Source organism: Candidatus Sodalis pierantonius str. SOPE (assembly GCF_000517405.1).
In the GTDB taxonomy this organism is placed as follows: Bacteria; Pseudomonadota; Gammaproteobacteria; order Enterobacterales; family Enterobacteriaceae; genus Sodalis_C; species Sodalis_C pierantonii.
In genome coordinates this window covers 2958647-2979125 of record NZ_CP006568.1, presented here as the reverse complement: position 1 = coordinate 2979125, position 20479 = coordinate 2958647, and the positions used below count along the sequence as shown (strand labels likewise).

Genomic DNA, 20479 nt, shown 5'->3' with positions numbered 1-20479 from the left:
TCAGGACACCTTGCGAATGTAGCTTGCAGTTCTGTAACGGCTCGGCCAGATCACTTCCGGCTCTACCCCCAGCGCATTAGCAATAATTTGCTGATACGGTCTACATGGTGTACGCAAAACGGTTTTAAGTGAGTCTTTGCTGTACCCCGCCTCCGGTGAAAGCGCGCGGAGCGATAGTCCTCTTATGGATTTCCGCCTTGATGATTTCAGGGTGCCAATCGACACACAGATCTTCTTTTTGACTCATCATTCATCTATCCTAAAAAGCTAGCCGTGGGGATAACCGAGGGGTTATCTCTACAGACAAAATTCACATAACCAAAAACACCAAATCAAGGTGTTTTTGGTTATTTAGGTGCTTTTGTTATAACAGATTGTTTTACATGTATTTTTATGGAAAAGAACCCCGCATGAGAAAAGAACGCCTTGGTATTTTTCAAACACATGACAAAGAACCTGTCATCGATAGAATTGCGCAGCTAGCAAGGATATACCCCTCGCGCAGTGTGGCTGCCAGAGCTTGGGGGATAAACATCAACACACTTAACAGCTATTACAAAAGGGAAGCGAATCCACCAATGCCACGTGAAAACCTTCTTTCTCGGATCGCAAAATGTGAGGGGGTTACTCTGGAGTGGCTTCAATTTGGAGATGGAAAAACACCAAAAACACCAAATAAAACTGAAGATCGTGATGGCTTGGTAGATATGCTCTCATTTTTAACTAAAGAAGAGCGGGAGCAATTGACAACCATGCTGGCTCGCAAAGGGGTAGAAACAGTTCTCTATCTGCTTGACGAGAATAATATTGAATTGCTGCGCCTAGATCACGTGGTGAAAGAGAAAATCCTTGGAAAACAGCCTCAAACGCAAGAAGAGGCTGTTTTAAACGCTCGGAAGGCTAGAGAGTGTGGTCTTGATGGTAACAATGAGGCAGGGGAAGAAATCCTAACAAGCTATAGCAAAAGGGCCGTTTAAATAAACAAAATATAAATACATTGTATAAAATTATCAACAAAATCGTTAATAAAAAACTGTTTAAACGGCTTTCAAACATACTCAAACTACGACCAATCCAGTCCAGAATATAGTGCAAAAAACTCAATTTTCGCTCATTTTTTTGCAACTAGTCCAGAATCCGTAAAATCGCTGTAAGCCGCGCCAGTAAAGGGATTCCGGCTAATCCATCGTTCCCCTTGAGAGTCCAGAAATGATTGCCACCCCACATTATATGTCAATCCAACAACGTTTTGGTCGTCGCCTGGCGCCGGCGATGCTGTTCGCTCTGCCGGTATTCACGACAGCCAGCCTGCCCGCGCGAGCGGCGGATATCCCGGAAGTCAAGATCACCGTCAACGATAAACAATGTGAGCCGATGGCCTTGACCGTCAACGCGGGAAAAAACCCGTTTCGTGGTCCATAATACCAGCCAGAAAGGGCTGGAATGGGAAATATTGAAAGGGGTGATGGTGGTGGAGGAGCGCGAAAATATCGCGCCGGGTTTTACCCAAAAAATGACCGCCAACCTGGAGCCGGGGGAGTATGACATGACCTGCGGGCTGTTAAGTAATCCCCGCGGTAAGCTGACGGTCACCGTCGACGGCAGCCAGAGCGGCACGCAACCGGATGCCATAGCGCTGGTGGGCCTCATCGCCGACTATAAGGTCTACGTCATTGGCGAGGTCGCGGAACTGGTCAAGGGCACCAAGGCCTTCACCGAGGCGATTAACCGCGGCGATTTGGCCACCGCCCAGCGTTTGTATGCGCCAACCCGCCAACATTATGAGCGCATCGAACCCATCGCCGAACTGTTCTCCGATCTGGACGAGAGTATCGACGCGCGGGAAGATGATTACGAAAAAAAGGCCGCCGACCCGAAATTTACCAGCTTCCACCGGCTGGAAAAAACGCTGTTCGCTGATAAAACCACCGACGCGATGACGCCCTTCGCCGATAAGCTTTACCGCGATGTGCTGGAGTTGCAAAAACGCATCGGCGCACTGACCTTCCCGCCCAGTAAAGTCGTCGGCGGGGCCGCTGGCTTGATTGAGGAAGTGGCTTCGAGCAAAATCAGCGGCGAAGAGGATCGCTACAGCCGCACCGACCTGTGGGACTTCCAGGCCAATATCGACGGCGCGCAAAAATTGTCAATCTGCTGCGCCCGCTGTTGACCAAAGCCAACGCGCCGTTACTGAGCAAAATTGACGGCAATTTCAGCAAAGTCGACACGGTGCTGGCAAAATACCGTACGGCGCAATGTTTTGAATCCTATGAAAAACTGACCGAAGCCGATCGCAATGCGTTGAAGGGGCCGATCACCACGCTGGCGGAAGATCTTGCGCAGCTGCGCGGCGTGTTGGGGCTTGACTAGGACAATTAGATTGATGCGTCGCAGTCGCAAGAAGTCAGCCCGCCGGGAACGCTGTCGCCGGATGAGCGTTGGGAACGGCAGCCGTGCTTCGGCCTGCATCAGGCGGACATCGTGACGCCCCAACAGGCGGCGATAATGCTGGTTGCCTTTGATGTGCTGGCGGACAACCGCCAGGATCTCGAGCGCTTGTTCCGGCTGCTGACCGCGCGTATCGCGTTTCTCACTACCGGCGGGCAGGCGCCGGCGGTGAATGAACGATTACCCCCCATGGATTCCGGCATACTCGGCGCGTCGATTTATCCTGATAACCTGACGATGACGGTCTCGGTGGGGGATTCGTTGTTCGATCAGCGCTTTGGCCTGACGGCACATAAACCGCTACGTTTGCAGGTGATGCGCCGGTTTCCCAATGACGCGCTTGACGGCGCGCTGTGCCACGGCGATCTGTTGCTGCAGATCTGCGCCAACAACAGCGACACGGTGATCCACGCGCTGCGGGATATTATCAAACATACGCCGGATCTGCTCGGCGTACGCTGGAAGCGGGAAGGGTTTATCTCCTCGCACGCCGCGCGCAGTAAAGGGCGCGAGACGCCCATCAACCTGCTGGGGTTCAAGGATGGCACCGCCAATCCTTCTACGGCCGATGGACCACTGATGGATAAGGTGATTTGGGTCGGCAAGCCGCCGTGCGAACCGGCCTGGACCTATGGCGGCAGTTACCAGGCGGTGCGGATTATCCGTTTTCGCGTGGAGTTTTGGGACCGCACCCCGCTGCATGAGCAGCAGCAAATTTTCGGCCGCGATAAGCGCACCGGGGCGCCGCTGGGTATGAAAAAGGAGCATGATGTACCCAATTTCCAGAAAGATCCTCAAGGGGCCATTATTCCGCTGGACGCCCATATTCGCCTGGCCAACCCCCGTCGGCCGGAAGATGTGGCCAGTACCATGCTGCGCCACGGCTACAGCTACTCGTTGGGGATTTCCAACGCCGGCCAGCTGGACATGGGGCTCTTATTTGTCAGCTATCAGCACGACCTCGTACAGGGATTTCTCACCGTTCAGCGTCGCCTGAACGGCGAGGCGCTGGAAGAGTATATTCAGCCCGTCGGCAGCGGCTATTTTTTCGTCTTGCCCGGCGTCCCCGACCAGGATCATTATTTGGCACAAGGGCTACTGGAGGCGTAACCCCCTAAAGCGTCGACGTCGTTGCTCGCCCGCGCGAAACGGGCGCGCAACGACGGACCGGCAACGCGTTTTGTCCGGGGGGATTTTATGGCAAGTCCGTTGAGACGGCCTCGGCCGTCACATCGCCGCTACCTCCCCAACATTTCACGCGGGAACACCCTCTATTTCGCCTCCGCCCCGGCGTCAATCGGACACGATGAGCCGACATTGCCTCACTTCCCGCCATCATTGATGCCCCTACATAATGTAACAGTTATGCATAAAAAAGTTGTATTGCGTAGCCAAAAAAGGTTACATAGTGGTTAAAATGTCGATTTATATCACACTTTAGACACTAATAACTACCGGAATATGACTTTTTTGTGCAGATGTCACGCTAGTATTATGCTCATGTGATAAAATTGTTATGTGATGGCGCTTCTGGGGAGAGGCAGTGACGAATTTACAATTATCCGTGGTACACCGGTTACCGCATCACTACCGCTGGCTACAGGGGTATACCGACGTCAAGGTCGAGCCGATCATTGCCGCCAGCCATGATGACAATGTTCTGATTGGTTTGACGCTGTTGAGCCACGGCGATGATACGGCCTGGCAGGTGATGCGCGAGCTTGCCCGGACGCTGGCCGAGATCGAAGTCAGTTGCTCCATCGTGGAATGCGATGGCAAGCCCTGCCTTTTTTTGCATCGTGAAGACGAATGCGCCGGGTTGTGTCGCATAAAAAATATTGGCGTCGCGGTAGCTGAACCTGCGGCAGCGCCGTATATCACCTCAGTATGAGGCTTTAGCCCATCAACGGCCGGCGCCCATGATTTCTCGCCTTTGCTCCCCCAACGCGCGCCGCGCCGACGCCGCAAACCTCACCTTTGTGCCGCGCCTTAAGCCCCTTGCCTATCGGGGCTCCCGGGTCTATGCCGATGCGCCGCCATCGGGCTACCCCTCCGTGACCGCCTGGCGTCCGGCCGCCATTAACTCGCGGGTATAAGCCGCCCGCGGCGTGTGGAACAGCGCGTCGGCGCTGCCCTGTTCGACCACCTGTCCTTGCCACAGTACCACAACTTGATGGCACATCGCGCGCACCACCTGCAAATCATGACTGATAAACACATAGGCCAGCCGGTGTTTTTGCTGCAACGTTTGCAGCAATGACAATATCTGGGCCTGAACCGTGCGATCCAGAGAGGATGTCGGCTCATCAAGGATCACCAATTCGGGCTGGAGAATCAACGCGCGCGCGATGGCGATGCGTTGGCGCTGTCCACCGGAGAATTCGCCCGGGTAGCGATGACGGCTATCGGCATCCAGGCCGACCTCCTCAAGCGCGGCGATGACCCGCTGCTCCACGGCTTGAGCGCTGAGCTGTTGGTGGACCAGCAGACCCTCCGCGACGATTTCCGCCATCGATAGCCGGGGATTTAACGCCGAGTAGGGATCTTGAAATACCACCTGAATGCGCCGGCGCAGCGGCAACATCTGCCGGCGATTGAAGCGATGCACAGGCAAGTCGTCAAACCAGATTTCCCCCTCGCTGGCGATGAGCCGCAGTAGCGCCAGCGCGGTGGTACTTTTGCCGGAGCCGGATTCCCCCACCAGACCCAGACTTTCGCCGCGCCGCAGCGAAAAGCTAAGATTATGTAGCGCGGTTTTAGACGCTTGGCGCCGCGTAAATAAGGCGCCCTTGCCGCCATAGCTGACGCCCAAGGCGTTTACCCGCAACAGGGGGGCGGTATCCTGCGCCACCGCCGCCGGTTGGCCCGACGGTTTGGCGGCCAGCAATCGCTGCGTATAGGGATGAGCCGGCGCGCTGAACAAGGTGTCGCAACGATTGGTTTCCACGCAGCGGCCGTTTTGCATCACCGCGACGCGGTCCGCCAGCCGGCGCACAATATTCAGGTCGTGGGTAATAAACAGGAGCGCCATATTCAACTCTCGGCGCAGGTCCGCCAGTAATTGCAGGATCTGCGCCTGTACCGTCACATCGAGCGCGGTGGTGGGTTCGTCGGCAATCAACAGCTTCGGCCGCGTCAGTAGCGCCATCGCGATCATGACCCGCTGGCGCTCACCGCCCGATAGTTGATGGGGATAATCCCGCAGACGGCTCGCCGGATGATGAATGCCTACCCGCTCAAGGGCGGCCTGCGCCTCGGCGCGAGCGGTTTTGCCCCGCATACCGCGATGCAGCATCAACACTTCGCTCAACTGCTTCTCCAGGGTATGCAGCGGATTAAGCGACGACATCGGCTCTTGAAAAATCATGGCGATGTCATTGCCGCGAATACGCCGCAGTACGGCCTCGTCGGCGGTCAGCAGGTTTTGCCCGTTAAACAGGATCTCGCCGCCGGGGTACGCTACCGGCGGCGCGGGCAGCAGGCGCAGCACCGATAGCGCGGTAACGCTCTTGCCGGAGTCGGATTCGCCCACCAGCGCCAGCGTTTCGCCCGCATCCAACGTCAGCGACACGTCTTCGACGACGCGGCGCGCCGAGCTTCCCTGGTGGAACGCCACGCTTAAGTGATTAATGGCCAATAGCGGAGTGCGGTTCATCTCAGTACGCCTTCCCCGGATCAAAGGCGTCGCGCACCGCTTCGCCGATAAAAATCAATAACGACAGCACCAGCGCCAGCGTGATAAAGGCGGTAATACCGAGCCATGGCGCCTGTAAATTGTTTTTCCCTTCCAGCAGCAGGTTCCCCAGCGAGGGCGAACCGAGCGGCAGACCAAAGCCGAGGAAGTCCAGCGAGGTCAGCGTGGTTATCGAGCCGCAGAAAATAAACGGCAGAAAGGTGAGCGTCGCCACCATCGCATTGGGCAGCATATGACGTAGCATAATGCGCCGGTCGCTGACCCCCATCGCCTGCGCGGCGCGGATATAGTCGAAATTGCGGGTGCGCAGGAATTCCGCCCGCACCACGCCGACCAAGCTCATCCAGCCGAAGAGCACGGTAATGCCCAATAGCCACCAAAAATTGGGCGGCACCACGCTTGACAGCAAAATAATCAGAAACAGCGTCGGCATACCGGACCACACTTCGATAACGCGCTGACCCCACAAATCCAGACGGCCGCCGTAATAGCCTTGGGTCGCGCCGACCAGGATACCTATCAGGCTCGACAGAAGCGTCAGCGCCAGCCCGAACAGCATCGACAGCCGGAAGCCATAAAGCAGATTGGCCAGAACATCGCGGCCGTTGCTGTCGGTGCCGAGCCAATTACCTGCGCTGGGCGGCGCGCCGGGAATGGCAGGGGGGAGGCGTAATTGATAGTGCGGTAGTTGAATCGTACCGGCGCCCACAGCGCCCAGCCTTGCTCGTCCAGCCGCTTCTCAAGCCACGGGTCGCGGTAATCCGCACGGCTGGCCAGCGGGCCGCCGAAATTGGCTTCGCTGTAATCATGAAATAACGGCAAATAGAATTGGCCCTGATAGCGCACCAGCAGGGGCCGGTCGTTGGCGATAAGCTCAGAGCCTAGACTGAGGACAAACAGCAGGATAAATAACCAAAGCGACCAATAGCCGCGGCGGTTGTGCCGAAAACGCGCCCAGTGCGCCTGATTAACCGGCGACAAGGATTTCAATGGCGCCTCCCGAAATCGATTCTGGGATCAACCAGCGTATAGGTGATATCGCTGATGATGTTCAGCAATAGCCCGATAAGCGTAAAGATGTACAGCGTGCCGAACATGACCGGGTAATCGCGCGATAGCGTGGCGTCATAACCGAGCAGGCCCAAGCCGTTCAGTGAGAACATCACTTCGATGAGCAGCGAGCCGGTAAAAAACATGCTGATAAAGGTGGCGGGAAAGCCGGCGATAACCAGCAACATAGCGTTGCGAAAGACGTGGCGATACAGGATGGCGCTTTCCCCAAGACCCTTGGCGCGGGCGGTGACGACATACTGTTTGCGGATCTCGTCGAGAAAGGCGTTTTTGGTGAGCATGGTCAACGTCGCGAAACCGCCAATCACCATCGCCAGCACCGGCAACGTGAGATGCCAGAAATAATCGGCTATTTTGCCGTACCAGGGCAGGGTAGCGAAATTGGCGGACACCAGGCCGCGCAGCGGAAACCAATCGAGATAGCTGCCGCCGGCGAACAGCACAATGAGCAGGACGGCGAACAAAAACGCCGGGATGGCATAGCCGATAATGATAAGGGAGCTGCTCCAGGTGTCGAATGCGCTGCCGCTGCGCACCGCCTTTTTGTTGCCGAGAGGAATCAATACCAGATAAATAATCAGCGTACTCCACACGCCGAGCGACACCGATACCGGCAGGCTGCCTTTAATCAGCTGCATCACGGAGGCGCCGCGGAACAGGCTGTCGCCAAAGTCAAAGCGAACATATTGCCACAGCAGGGTGAAATAACGCTCGTGCAGCGGTTTATCAAAGCCGTAGCGGCGGGTAATTTCGGCGATTACCTCCGGATCCAGCCCCCGCGCGCCGCGATATTGATTATCCCCCAATTGGCCGCCGTGCAAGGTCTGCGTGCGGGACAGGGGATCGCCATGGCTGCCGCCAAAGCCGGCCGTTTGTCCCAGCTCGATGGCGGCAATCGCCTGATCCACCGGCCCGCCCGGCGCAATCTGTACGATAAAGAAATTGAGCGTGATAATGGCCCACAGCGTGGGGATTATCAACAGCAGGCGTTTTAATACATAGGATGTCAAGCCCGTCCTCCTCGTCAGCGCCGCTGGGCGGGCAATTGCGCCGCCTTATTGACATCATACCACCAGCTGTCGAATCCCAGGTCATAAGTGGGGCGCTGGGTGGGCATGGCGAATTTGTCCCAATAGGCCAGGCGGATCTGGTGCGAATACCACAGCGGGATCATGAAATAATTCCAGGTCAGCACCCGGTCCAGCGCCCGTCCTAGCGGCAGCAGCGCCGCTTTATCGCCCTGGTGGTGCACGATTTGGTTAATCAACTGGTCGATAGCGGGGTCTTTGACCCCGGGACGGTTGTAGCTGGAATCCACATACGCCGACCCCCAGATGATTTGCAAATCGCTGCTGGGGAACGCATACGCGCCGTAGGAGGAAGGGATCATATCGAAGTCCCGTTTGCGCAGGCGGTTGGTGAACTGGGCGCTGTCCACTTCCCGTACCGTCATGGTGATCCCAAGGCGCGCCAGACTATGCTGAAAGGGCAGGATGTACTGGTTATTACCGCCGCTCATCACCAATAGCTCAAAGCGGAACGGTTTCCCCTGGGCGTCCACCAGACGCTTATCGCGCAGCGTTCAGCCGGCCTGTTTAAGCAACGCCAGCGCCTTGAGCAGATTGCCGCGGTCGTAGCCGCTGCCGTCGGATACCGGCGGCTGATAGATAGCGTTGAACACCTCCGCCGGCACCTGATTTTTGAGCGGCGCCAGTATCGTCAGCTCGGCGGCGTCCGGGTAGGCGCGCGCGGCATAATCGGTATTCATAAAGTAGCTGTTAACGCGCTGATAGCCATTATAAAAAAGCGCCTTATTCATCCATTCAAAATCAAACGCCAGCGACAGCGCCTTTCTGATCCGACGGTCGGCGAACAGCGGCCGCTGAATGTTGAAACTCAGCCAGGGCGTGGATACCGGGGCGTTGTTCGCCACCTCGCGATGCACAATAAAACCGCGGTCGAAATTACCGCCGCGGTACTGGGTCACCCATTTTTTGGGGGAGTCTTCGATGCGCAGATCGAACGCCCCGGCTTTGAACGCCTCCATGGCGACATTATCATCAAGATAATAGTCATAGCGCAGGGTATCAAAGTTGTAGCGCCCGACATTGACCGGCAGCGTGGCCGCCCAATAATCCTTCACCCGGCTAAAGGTGACGGACTGGCCCGTGCGCCAGGCGGTTAGCCGATAAGGGCCGCTGGCGGGCGGCGGAAACGTGAGGGGATCGCTCAGTTTATGCTGCGACCAAAAACTTTCCGGCAGCACCGGCAGCGTGAGCAGCCCAAGTAAGGCATCTTTGTTCGGCTCGGGGAATTCGTAGCGCACCGTCAGTCGGGAGATGGCTTTCACTTTCACCCCTTTATAAAACACCCGAAATTGGGGGACCCCTTCGGTCATAAATTTGTTGAAAGTAAACGCCACATCGGCGGCGGTAATCGGCTGGTGGTTATGATAGCGGGCGCGTGGATTAAGCGTGATTTCCGCCCAGGCATAATTGGCGGGATAGCGTGCCGACTCGGCGATTAACGGATAATAACTGCCCACTTCGTCATCGGAGATGACATACAAGCTGTCGTAAAGCTGTTCGGTACGCGCCGCCGCCGTGCCGCGCGACGCGTAACGGTTGAAATTGTCGAACGTGCCGATAGCGGCCATGGTCACGCTGCCGCCCTTGGGCGCGGCCGGATTGACATAGTCGAAATGGGTGAAGTCGGGCGGGTAGCGCGGCTCGCCCAGCAGCGCGAAAGCATAGCCGTCGCGCAGGGGCTCTGCCAGGGCGCACAGGCAAATCACGCTGAAAAGCAGCGCCAGCCAAACATGTGGAAACATCCGCTTATGCTCCTAGCTCGTCCGATATCCGCCGACGGGAATAAACAGATTCATCAGCGTCCGTTGGTGACTATAACGTTTTTTTACCATAATTATTAGAACAATCAATCAGGTCCCCGCCGTAGGCGGGTTGTCAGGAGAATGACTATGCGTAAGGTTATCGCCACCGTCGCGCTATCGGGCACGCTACCGGAAAAACTTGAGGCCATCGCGCGCGCGGGCTTTGCTGCCGTGGAGATTTTTGCCGACGATCTGGAGGCCTTTCCCGGCAGCGCGCGGGACGTTCGTCGCTTGACCGACGCGTTGGATCTGGAGGTGGTGGTGCTACAACCCCTGCGCAATTACGTAGGCGCGCCAGCCGAACGTCGCGCCGGGGCCAATGAAAACGCCCGGCGGTTGCTGGAAAACATGAACCAGCTCGGTTGTAGGCTACTGCTGGCCTGTAGCGCAACCGACGCGGCGACATCCCCCGAGCCCGCGGCGCAAATTGAGGATCTTCGCCGCCTGGCGGACCTGGCGCAGCAGCATGGCTGCGCTGTGGCTTATGAAGCGCTGGCCTGGGGTAAGTACGTGAATCGTCTTAGTCAGGCGTGAGATCGGGTGCGCGCCGCCGCTCATCCTCATCTGGGCGTGATGCTGGACAGTTTTCACGTTTTGGCGCAAGGGGAGGGGGCACGTGAAATCATGGCTATCCCGGCCGACAAGCTCTACTTTATTCAAATGGCGGATGCCGCCGCCCGGCCCTCGCCGACCATGCCGGTCGATCAATGGAGCCGGCACCACCGTTGTTTCCCCGGCAAAGGCACGCTGGCGGTGGCGGCGTTTGCCGCAGCGGCGCGGCAGGCCGGGTATCAGGGCGTCAGGTCGCTGGAGATTTTCAACGATCGTTACCGGCAGTCAGCGCCGGCGTCGGTGGCCGCGGAAGGTTTTGCGTCTTTACAGTGGTTGCAGCGGCAGGTAGAGGCCCAGGACTAACGCGATGCCCGTGCCTGTCGCCCTTACTGGTAAAACTGTTTTTTATGGGGTTATTCCGTTTGAAACCGGTAACACCGCCGCAGCGGCGCACCGCGTCAAGATTTCACGCGGGCGCCGTAGGCTCCAGGCACCGGTGCGCCCGGCGGCAAGTTTGACCCACCTGGCTAATATCCTGGTCCGGCGGGGTAAACGCGCGTTTTTCGCGTCCCGCGCTGGCGGTAACCAGGCGAATTATTCTGTTTAGCCCTGCGGATAATGTCGGTCAGGCGGCGAAAAACGTTTGGCTTTATTCAGACGGAAGAGGGGATAACGCAGCGTTTCTGGCAACAATTACCAAACAATTAAACTACAGGGCGGCGATATAGCCAATAAGGAAAGAATTAATTAACAGTCATTAATTGAATTGTAAATATCGCATTCAATTATTTTACAAATTCATTAATTCATCACAAGGATGATTAAGGATAAAAAAAGCCGCTTTTGCGCGGCTTTTTTCTCTCATTGGGCAGTTCGGACGTTCAATAAATAACCAAATTAACTCTGCGCGTCGTTGGGAAGCACTCGGCGGGCTTCGCGGTAGCGGGTCTTCCAGTAACTTTCATTCAGGCTGGATATCATTACGCCGCTGCTGGTGGACGCATGAACAAATTGATCGTTACCCAGATAAATGCCCACGTGGCGGCCCGTTGAGCCGGCGCGGAACAGCACCAAATCGCCCGGACGCAGCTTACCGCGTTGAATTTTGGAGCCTATTTCCCGCTGATCCAGCGTGGAACGCGGTAGGTCAAGGCCAAACTGTTCGCGGAACGTCATCTGCACGAAGCCAGAGCAATCAATGCCGCGTTTAGTACTGCCGCCGAGGCGGTAACGCACGCCTTTCCAGTCGGCATATTGATCCATAATTTTGGATTTAATATCCACATTACGAACCATTTCTTCAAATTCATCCTGAGAGGCTTGCAGTAAGAAATGATTTGAATCGTTTACTGCACGCATGTCAGCGGTTTGTTTCGGACTATGAGAAGTACTGCAGGCGGATAGCATGGCCGCAACCGCCACTGCGGGGATGAGCCGCAGAACATATCTCAAGATAGGCTGAGATTTGACCATTATATGTGTTATCCTTTGAAGTCCTTAACGACAATGTCGTTATAAAATACCAAACAATGAGAATTAAACGCGCGTCCTAATTGACCAGATTTCGTTCAACAAATGTGTGGTATTACTCACACAATCGTTTCAAAGACCGAAAAATAACGGGCAGGACGTCGAGCGAATTCGAGGTTACCGTAATGAATAAAGGAAAGCGAGGGTTTTTAGCCGTAATCTTATAACTTTTAATGATGTAATTATTTGTCAGCGTGCAGAGAATAACGTGGCGGAAATAATCGGCAGCGTTGGGCGAAATCGGCGCCGGCGCAGAGCGGCGGCGCGTGTGGCTGCATTCATAGGGGCGCGGCGTCGCGCCAGGCCGCTTCTTGGCGCGGATGACACCCCTCGGCGGCGGATAATATTTTCTTATCCGTGCGGCTGGCGACGCCCGCTGAACTTCGCCGTGCGCGGCAGGTAGCGCTCAAGCCGCTTCACCAGCGCATCACAACCGCTGCCGGGCAGCCACAGCCCCAAGCCCACCAGAACAATGGACAGTGAACCGACCGCCACATCGGTGAACCAGTGCGCGCCGATAAGGATCCTCGGCGTCGAGAAGAGAAGTACAATCAGTACGCCCTGCAAAAACCCCTTACGGTCAAAGAAGTGCAGCATGAAGGCGGCGAAAATCATCAGCAGCATGCCGTGATCGCCCGGGAAGCTGTCGCTCGAATATTCTTTGGTGGGAATTTGCGTCAGTTTGGCGATGCTGACGACGCTGGGCGTGGCCTTGAAATAGCGCGACGGACTGACATGCGTCACCGGCACCAGATGGCCCAACTGGTTGAGCACCAGGGCGGTGATGATCATGGCCAGGCCAATGGCCAGCATGCGGCGGCATCGGCGCGCAGATAGTAGCGCAAATAGACGATGCCCATCGCCAGCAATGAGCACAGATCAAAGACGCGGTTGTTGGTAATAGCCAACAAATCGGCAAACAGCGGATGACGTACCGCCTGATGATTTACCGCATGGTAGATGCCGCTGTCGTGTGCGAACCAGAAACCGTGATGCGCGGGCAGAAACCAGGAAAAAAACAACGCCACGCCGAGCAAGCTCAGCATCGCCATGGCCGGGAGGCGAGACATGGACCAAACCTTTCGCTAAACGAATAACTCTATTTAAATATAATCGAACTAACCTAAACGGAGTTTCAACAATGTGCTCTGAAAGCGATTCCAGTTCGCGGCCTGGGGATGAATAAGCTCTATCCGGCTGTCCCTCGGCGGCTGCGGCAAGGTTTCCGTGTGCAGATCATTACCCTGGCGGTTTATCCGCAGCGTGCCTTCGCTCACCCGCAGCACCCCTTTGATGCGTTCCACCGGGGCGCCAGACGTGCCCATTCCAACAGCCCCAAGGTGTCGAATTGGGTTTGACTATCAAATATCCAGCCGCAGGCATAATAGCCCTGCCCCTGATTCAGCGCGCGGCGCCAGCCTTCATTGCCCGGCAGACGGAGCGCGGCCAGTCCGCTACGGGGGGGCGTGCTGATGTTCATGACCGGCGCCGGGCGCCGGCGCGCGCAGAGTTGTCCTGGCGCGATCCAAAAGCGTCACCGGTACCTGTCCGCGGCTGACGGTGAACAGGTCTCTATCGTTCGCGCTGGCGCGGCGCCACCAGCGTCTCCCGGTCCGCGTCGGTATAGGTTTCCTGCTTGTTGGCGATAATGATATCAGCCGCGGCCAACTGATCGTGGAAGTTATCGTTGTCGCGATAGCGCGGCTGACTCAGCTGTCGGGCGTCAAGCAGGCAGAGCGTGGCCCGCAGCGTAAGCCAGTTCTGATAGGTGTCCGAGGCCAGTAGGGCGAGGATTTGCGCGGGGTGGCCCAGACCGGTGGGCTCAATGAGTAGCCGATCGGGCCGTTTTCGCGTCAGCAGGGTATTGAGGCCGATTTGCAACGGCAGACCGTTAACGCAGCACATGCAGCCGCCGGGGATCTCTTTAAGCGTCGCGCCACTGTCGGCGAGCAGGGCGCCGTCCACGCCGATTTCGCCGAACTCGTTGACCAGAATAGCCCACTTCTCGCCGCTGGGTTTCTGGCTAAGCAGATGCAATAACGTCGTGGTTTTCCCGCTGCCGAGAAAACCGGTTACCAAGGTGGTTTGGGTCGTCATGGCGGTTCCGCGTTAGTCGTTAAGAAGACCGGCGACCGTCGCCAGCGCACCGTGCTGCATCAGCGATCGGTAAGCCTCGGTGACCGCGGCGACAAATGTCGGGTTTTCCGGCAGATCCTGGCCGAAAACGTTTCGCAACGCAAGCCACGCCCGCACCCGCCCCGGACCGTCTTCATGCTGGGCTGCGATTTCCGCCAGAGCGCTTTGCAGCGGGTCGCGGATATCGATAGGCTGCCCCCGCTCGTCAGTCCCGCCGGCATAGCGCATCCAGCCCGCCACCGCCAGCGTGAGCAGCGGGGCGCTGCTGCCGTGCCGTAAATGCCAACGCAGCGGATCGAGAATGCGCTGCGGCAGTTTTTGGGTACTGTCCATCGCGATTTGCCAGGTGCGATGTTTCAGGGCGGGGTTGGCAAAGCGCGTCAGCAACTGCCGGGCGTAGTCACCCGTGTCCACTCCCTCGATAGCCCGCAGGGTGGGCGCTTGTTCGTTGATCATCAATTTCTCGACCGCGGCGCGCAGCGCAGCGTCATTCATGCAGTCGCTGATATGGGGGTAGCCGGACAGATAGCCCAGCCAGGCGAGAAACGAATGGCTGCCGTTTAGCATCCGCAGCTTCATTTCTTCAAAGGGGGTCACATCGTTGACCAACTGGGCGTCCGCCCGCTCCCACTGCGGGCGGCCGGCGACAAAGTGATCTTCAATCACCCATTGGATGAAGGGCTCACAGGCGATGGCGCAAGGATCGCGCACGCTAAGCATCGCCGCCACGTCCGCCAGCATCTCTTCGCTGGCGGCGGGCACGATACGATCCACCATGGTGATGGTGGCCGGGAAGGACGCGTGATCGGCTATCCAGCGGCCCAGCGCCGCATCCCGCGCTAACCCCAATACCGACGCGCGCACCACCTGGCCGTTGCCGGGGATGTTATCGCAGGAGAGAACGGTAAAAGGCGCCAGGCCGCGGCGATAGCGCATGTTAAGCGCTTCAACCAGAATGCCGTGCACCGTGCGAGGCGCGTGTGGCGCCGCCAAATCCGCGATCACCCCCGGGTGCGTGCGGTCGAGTTGACCGCTGCCCGGTTCAATGCAATAGCCTTTCTCGGTAATGGTCAGCGACACGATAGCCACCTGCGGCTCGGCCAGCTTCGCCAGCAGAGCGTCGATACCCTGTTCGGCAACGATCAGCGAGTCGCATACGGCGCCTATCACCCGCGCGCTCTCTCCGTCGGGGCCCTTGACCAGCACGGTGTAGAGATGATCCTGACGCCGCAGCGCCTGCAACAGATCGGCGCTGTGCAGGCTAACCTCACATATCCCCCAATCGCCGCCGTGCCGATTAAGCACCCGGTCGGTCATCACTCCCTGGTGGGAGCGGTGGAACGCGCCAAAACCAATATGGACGATTCGTCCGGCAAGGCGATGATGATCGTAGCCCGGTTGCTGCACCAGTTCCGGTAGCGACACTGAGGCGATAGTTGGCATGGGGTGTCCTTAGTAGAGGGGCGCTCCCGGCAACGGCAGAGCCGAGGCGAAAGTGACTTTTTTGTTAACAGAGTAAACATGAAAAGTTAATGCTGCAAGCCGGACAGTCTAAAACCGCTCAATTGGTCAGGATAACGACGGCGTAAAGGGCAATAGGCGGTTAACCCGCCGCCCGGCAAGTTTAACCGCTATCAGAAGCGCGGGCCGGCGCGCTCTTTCGCCAAAGTTAACCGCGTGGCGGGGGGCAGGCCAATGTGCAGCAAAGGGTCGAGGTGGCGGGCGGGTCAATGCGCAGCGAAGGGGACGAATCGCGAGCTCAGCCCTTGCGCCAAGGCTAGCCGCCATAGCGTGCTTGACCGACGTGATGTGCTAAGCCGGCGAACCGCGTTTATCTCATGCGTCGCGGTAGGGTTAACCGATGCGGTCCGGTTAATCGGCGCGTCCCATGTAGCGGCGTTCCGCCACGTGGATCCGAATACGCTCGCCGCTGCTGAGGTATTCCGGCACCTGGATAACCAGACCGGTCGTCAGGGTGGCGGGTTTGGTGCGCGCGCTGGCGGAAGCCCCTTTAATGCCCGGCGTGGTATCGACGATATCCAGATCCACGGTCTGCGGCAGCTCGAGCGCTAGCACCGCACCATCCATCGTCAGCACTTGCATGCCGGAAATACCGCCCTCAGGGAGAAACAGCAGCTCATCTTCAATCTGATCTTTTTTGAAGATGTAGGGGGGTGTAATCCTTGTTGTCCATAAAGATATATTCGTCGCCGTCCACATAGGAGAACGTTACCGAGCGCCGGGTCAAGGTGATGGTATCAAGGATGTCATCGCCTTTAAAACGCTCTTCAACCTTCAAACCGGTACGGACATCGGCGAAACGCATTTTATATAACGTACTGGCGCCGCGCGCGCTGGGGCTTTGGATGTCGATATCTTTAACCAGCAATAATTTACCATTGTAATTTATCGCCATGCCGCGCTTTATTTCATTAGCTCTAGCCATTAACAAGGACCTGTAGTGTATGTCGTGATCATGGCGACACCTTACCGTTGCCGTCGGTGCCGGGCAGAGGGGGCTGAAGAGTGTCGCGGGGTTGCGGCGAATCTACATCACGAATGCGCCACATGCAATATCCGGCGCCGGCAATCATCAGCAACGACAGCGAAAAGACGCTGTGAAATTGACTGATTTCCGCTACTAGACTCGCCAGCGAGCCGGCGATAATCCAGCCCACCCACCCACCCACCCACCCACCCACCCGCCCGCTGTTGGTAAACAACGTCGTGGCGGCGCCGGCCTGACCGGGCATCAAATCCTGAAAATAGATCATGCCGATGTCGGCTAGAATACCGATAAAGAGGGCATTCAGCCACTGCAACATCAGTAGCGTCGTGGGATCGCGCATTGTCAGCATGCCCAGGTAAAACAGCGCCCCGGTCACCACCGCCAGGCGCATCAAACGCCGCTTCCCCCAGCGCCGGCTTAGCCAACCGGCCAGCAGCATGGTGGGGATTTCCAGACCGGCGGCGGTGCCCATCATCACCCCGGCGGTTTTCTCCGGCAGATGCAGTTCGTGCAGGATGTACAGCGGCATATTGATGAGATACATGCAATTGCAGGTCCACATTAATGTACAGGCGCCAAACAGCCGTAGCGTATCCTGCCGGTTGCGGCGCGGTGCCTCCAGTACTTCGCGGGCCTGCCGCTGCGTTTTTCGCATAGAAGGCAACATCAGCCAGACCAGGGCGCCGCAGAGCAGAAACGTCACGCCGGCCATCAGATACATCGTTTTGAAGCCGAATCCCATCACCAGCGCGAACGCCAGCGGCGGACCGATGACCCAGACCAGCGAAACCTGCGCGCGCAGCACCGAACTGAACATGACCGCTTCACGGCCGGTATTATCCGCATGTTCGCGTGCCAGGGCGAAAAGCTGCGGGTTGGCGGTGGAGCCAAAGCTGGTCAGCAGCACGCCCAGGCCCAACAGCAGATAATAGTTGCGATCGTAAGCGAACAGCACGCAACCCAGCGCGCCCAGCAGGCAGCAATTAAAAATCAGAATTTTGCGATCGCCATGCTTGTCGGAATGGGCGGCAAGGAATTGGCTGACGAAAATACCGATTACGGCGCTGCCGGTATAAAACAGGCCGACCATAAACGGACGGGCCTCGACTTCTTGCGATAAAAATACGCTAAGCGTAGGGAGCTGGAGCGCACCGGCAATACCGGTGAGAAAGGCTATCGCTAGAAAGGCCGCAGAGGTCATATCCGGCCGGCGTCGCGCCAGGGCGACAGGGGTAGGTATCATGAATAGCGTTCGGGTAAAGGACGGGGACGGGCGCATCATACGCCGATGGCGGCAAAACAAAATAGCGCCAGAAAAAAAAGGCCGGGGCAACGTCGGACGGCCGACGAGACACGGTGGGAAAAAAGCGAGAGGCGTTTTTCTCCTTCAGCGCAGCTTCAGCCGGCGCGTCAATTAACGGGCCGCCGTGGAGAAAAATGTGCGTGGCATCAAAGATTCATCATGAAATAGACGCGATCGCTTGCATTAAGCATCAACTGGTTTCACACTCCCTTGAAACGTTTCAGTGTGGCTTTTCGGTGGACACACCTAAAGTCACGCGTTTTTTAACTCAATTAGGTGAAACGATTCAACTTCAGCCATTCAGCAGGTGAGGAGAACTATGTTCGAGCTGTCATTAAATGACATCCATCCCGGCGCCAAGGCCGAGAATAAAGAGCAGGCCATTCGTCAGGCCGCGGACGCGCTGACGCAGGCGGGTTGCGTTAGCGATGGCTATCTGGCGGGCATGTTGGAGTGGGAAACCCAAACGTCTACCTTTCTGGGAAACGGTATCGCTATTCCCCACGGCACCACGGCGACCCGCCATCTGGTACAAAATACCGGTGTGCAGGTCTTTCAGTATCCGCAGGGGATTGACTGGGGTGAAGGACAGACGGCCTATGTGGTCATCGGTATTGCCGCGCGTTCCGACGAGCATCTTGCCCTGCTGCGGCAGTTGACCCATGTGCTAAGCGATGAATCCCTGGCTGCGCGTCTGGCGAAAACCGACTCGGCCGAGGAATTGCGCAGCGTACTCATGGGCGAGCAGCAGCCCGCGGCGTTTTTGTTTGACAGCTCAACCTTACTATTAGATATCGCCGCCGGCGATCTGATGACGCTGAAAGCGCTTAACGCCGGTTTGCTTCAGCGCCTCGGCGCCGTGGAGCCTCGTTTTGTCAGCAACGTTATCGCCAGCCCGCCGTTTCATCTGGGGCAGGGTGTCTGGCTGGACGATAGCGCGCAGGGCAATGTTATCAGCGCCGTCGCCATTAGCCGTCCGGCAAGTGCTTTCCAGCAGGATGGCGTGTCGGTCATGATGCTGATAACGGTGGCGATGGCGGACGACCAACCGCTGCCGGTGCTGGACTATCTTGTCGCGCTGCTGGCGCTGCTAACCAGCGAGGTGCCGGAGCAGGCGAATCAACTGACCGCCGAATTCGTGGTGCGTAACGAGCACGGGCTACATGCTCGGCCGGGCACGGCACTGGTGAGCGTGATTAAACAGTTCGACAGCGCCGTTACCGTCACCAATCTCGATGGCAGCGGCAAGCCCGCCAATGGGCGCAGTTTGATGGAAGTAGTGGCGCTCGGCGTCAAAAAAGGTCACAAATTACGCTTTACCGCTGAAGGCAATGATGCCGAACAGGCGCTGCAGGCAATAGGCGAGGCCATTGCCTCGGGTCTCGGGGAGGGAGAGGCATGAGCAGACGCGTAGCAACGATTGCGCTAAATCCGGCTTACGATCTGGTGGGTTTTTGCCCGGAAATCGAACGTGGCGAAGTCAACCTGGTACAAACCACCGGGCTGCACGCCGCGGGCAAAGGGATTAACGTCGCCAAAGTTTTAAAAGATCTGGGCATCGACGTGACCGTTGGCGGTTTTTTGGGGAAAGAAAATCAGGACGGCTTCCAACTGCTGTTTAGCGATCTGGGCATTGCCAATCGGTTTCAGGTAGTGCAGGGCCGGACGCGTATCAATGTCAAATTGACCAAAAAAGACGGCGATGTCACCGACTTTAATTTCTCGGGGTTCACGGTCACGCCGCAGGATTGGGATCGTTTTGTCAACGACTCGCTCACCTGGCTGGGCCAGTTCGATATGGTGGCGGTCAGCGGCAGTCTGCCCGCCGGCGTGGCGCCGGCGGCCTTCACCGACTGGATGGTGAAGCTGCGCAGCCATTGCCCATGCATTATTTTCGACAGCAGCCGCGAAGCGTTGGTGGCCGGGCTGAAAGCGTCACCCTGGCTGGTGAAACCCAATCGCCGGGAATTGGAAATCTGGGCCGGGCGACCACTGCCGGCGCTCAGCGACGTCGTTGAGGCCGCCCATGCCCTGCGCGAACAGGGGATCGCCCATGTGGTCATCTCGCTCGGCGCCGAAGGGGCGCTGTGGGTAAACGCCTCCGGCGCCTGGCTGGCCAAACCGCCGGCCTGTGAGGTGGTCAGCACCGTCGGCGCCGGTGATTCGATGGTGGGTGGCTTGATTTATGGCCTGCTGATGCGCGAGTCAAGCGAGCATACGCTTCGGTTGGCGACGGCCGTGGCGGCGCTGGCGGTCAGCCAAAGCAATGTGGGCGTGACCGACCGTCCGCAACTGGCGGCCATGATGGCTCGTGTCGATTTGAAACCTCTTAATTAAGCGGGAGTG

8 protein-coding genes and 10 pseudogenes are annotated in these 20479 nt (G+C 57.4%); 7 read left to right on the top strand and 11 right to left on the bottom strand.

Features of this window, described 5'->3' with window-relative positions; translation table 11 throughout:
* Window positions 1–247 (bottom strand): annotated as a pseudogene (locus tag SOPEG_RS24990) (helix-turn-helix domain-containing protein).
* A gap of 136 nt (window positions 248–383) precedes the next feature.
* Between SOPEG_RS24990 and SOPEG_RS15005 the strand changes: the two are divergent.
* The 4 genes and pseudogenes from SOPEG_RS15005 (at window position 384) to SOPEG_RS14985 (ending at window position 4339) form a co-directional block, all read left to right on the top strand.
* Entirely contained in the window at window positions 384–977 is a 594-nt protein-coding gene (locus SOPEG_RS15005) for a hypothetical protein (RefSeq protein ID WP_051419776.1), read from the top strand.
* A 295-nt stretch (window positions 978–1272) separates the two neighbouring features.
* Window positions 1273–2370 (top strand): annotated as a pseudogene (gene efeO / locus SOPEG_RS14995) (iron uptake system protein EfeO).
* Between the two features lie 36 nt (window positions 2371–2406).
* Window positions 2407–3558: pseudogene (gene efeB, locus SOPEG_RS14990) on the top strand (iron uptake transporter deferrochelatase/peroxidase subunit); the annotation flags it as partial.
* Window positions 3559–3991: 433 nt separating this feature from the next.
* Window positions 3992–4339 carry a YejG family protein gene (locus SOPEG_RS14985; protein WP_025245951.1) on the top strand — a complete coding sequence of 116 codons (348 nt, stop codon included), beginning with the start codon at window positions 3992–3994 and terminating at the stop codon, window positions 4337–4339.
* Window positions 4340–4492: 153 nt separating this feature from the next.
* Here SOPEG_RS14985 and yejF read toward each other — a convergent pair whose 3' ends face one another.
* From yejF to SOPEG_RS14965, 4 genes and pseudogenes are all read right to left on the bottom strand, one after another.
* Window positions 4493–6103 carry a microcin C ABC transporter ATP-binding protein YejF gene (gene yejF / locus SOPEG_RS14980; RefSeq protein ID WP_025245950.1) on the bottom strand — a complete coding sequence of 537 codons (1611 nt, stop codon included), beginning with the start codon at window positions 6101–6103 and terminating at the stop codon, window positions 4493–4495.
* Between the two features lies 1 nt (window position 6104).
* Window positions 6105–7132 (bottom strand): annotated as a pseudogene (locus SOPEG_RS14975) (ABC transporter permease).
* The gene (locus SOPEG_RS14970; protein ID WP_025245949.1) at window positions 7129–8223 is read right to left on the bottom strand and encodes a microcin C ABC transporter permease YejB; all 1095 of its coding nucleotides are present in this window, start codon (window positions 8221–8223) and stop codon (window positions 7129–7131) included. The pseudogene SOPEG_RS14975 and the gene SOPEG_RS14970 overlap by 4 nt, the downstream one beginning before the upstream one ends.
* 14 nt (window positions 8224–8237) lie before the next feature.
* A pseudogene (locus SOPEG_RS14965) lies at window positions 8238–10043 on the bottom strand (extracellular solute-binding protein).
* Window positions 10044–10184: 141 nt separating this feature from the next.
* Here SOPEG_RS14965 and SOPEG_RS29805 point away from each other — a divergent pair.
* A pseudogene (locus tag SOPEG_RS29805) lies at window positions 10185–11018 on the top strand (sugar phosphate isomerase/epimerase family protein).
* Window positions 11019–11552: 534 nt separating this feature from the next.
* Here the strand turns inward: SOPEG_RS29805 and mepS are convergent.
* The 6 genes and pseudogenes from mepS to SOPEG_RS14925 form a co-directional block, all read right to left on the bottom strand.
* Window positions 11553–12128 carry a bifunctional murein DD-endopeptidase/murein LD-carboxypeptidase gene (gene mepS, locus SOPEG_RS14950; protein ID WP_025245947.1) on the bottom strand — a complete coding sequence of 192 codons (576 nt, stop codon included), beginning with the start codon at window positions 12126–12128 and terminating at the stop codon, window positions 11553–11555.
* 408 nt (window positions 12129–12536) lie between these two features.
* Window positions 12537–13255 (bottom strand): annotated as a pseudogene (locus SOPEG_RS14945) (phosphatase PAP2 family protein).
* Between the two features lie 48 nt (window positions 13256–13303).
* Window positions 13304–14282 (bottom strand): annotated as a pseudogene (locus SOPEG_RS29800) (CobW family GTP-binding protein).
* 12 nt (window positions 14283–14294) lie between these two features.
* Window positions 14295–15764, bottom strand: coding sequence for a mannitol dehydrogenase family protein (locus SOPEG_RS14935; protein ID WP_025245946.1), 1470 nt, complete (start codon window positions 15762–15764; stop codon window positions 14295–14297).
* A gap of 429 nt (window positions 15765–16193) precedes the next feature.
* Window positions 16194–16767 (bottom strand): annotated as a pseudogene (gene yeiP / locus SOPEG_RS14930) (elongation factor P-like protein YeiP).
* Between the two features lie 103 nt (window positions 16768–16870).
* A pseudogene (locus SOPEG_RS14925) lies at window positions 16871–18073 on the bottom strand (sugar efflux transporter); the annotation flags it as partial.
* Window positions 18074–18452: 379 nt separating this feature from the next.
* Between SOPEG_RS14925 and fruB the strand changes: the two are divergent.
* Both fruB and fruK read left to right on the top strand, forming a co-directional pair.
* Entirely contained in the window at window positions 18453–19535 is a 1083-nt protein-coding gene (gene fruB, locus SOPEG_RS14920) for a fused PTS fructose transporter subunit IIA/HPr protein (protein WP_025245944.1), read from the top strand.
* Window positions 19532–20470 (top strand): 1-phosphofructokinase, encoded by a 939-nt coding sequence (gene fruK / locus SOPEG_RS14915; RefSeq protein ID WP_025245943.1) that lies wholly within the window; start codon window positions 19532–19534, stop codon window positions 20468–20470. Before fruB ends, fruK begins: the two co-directional genes overlap by 4 nt.
* The last annotated feature ends 9 nt before the right edge of the window (window positions 20471–20479 follow it).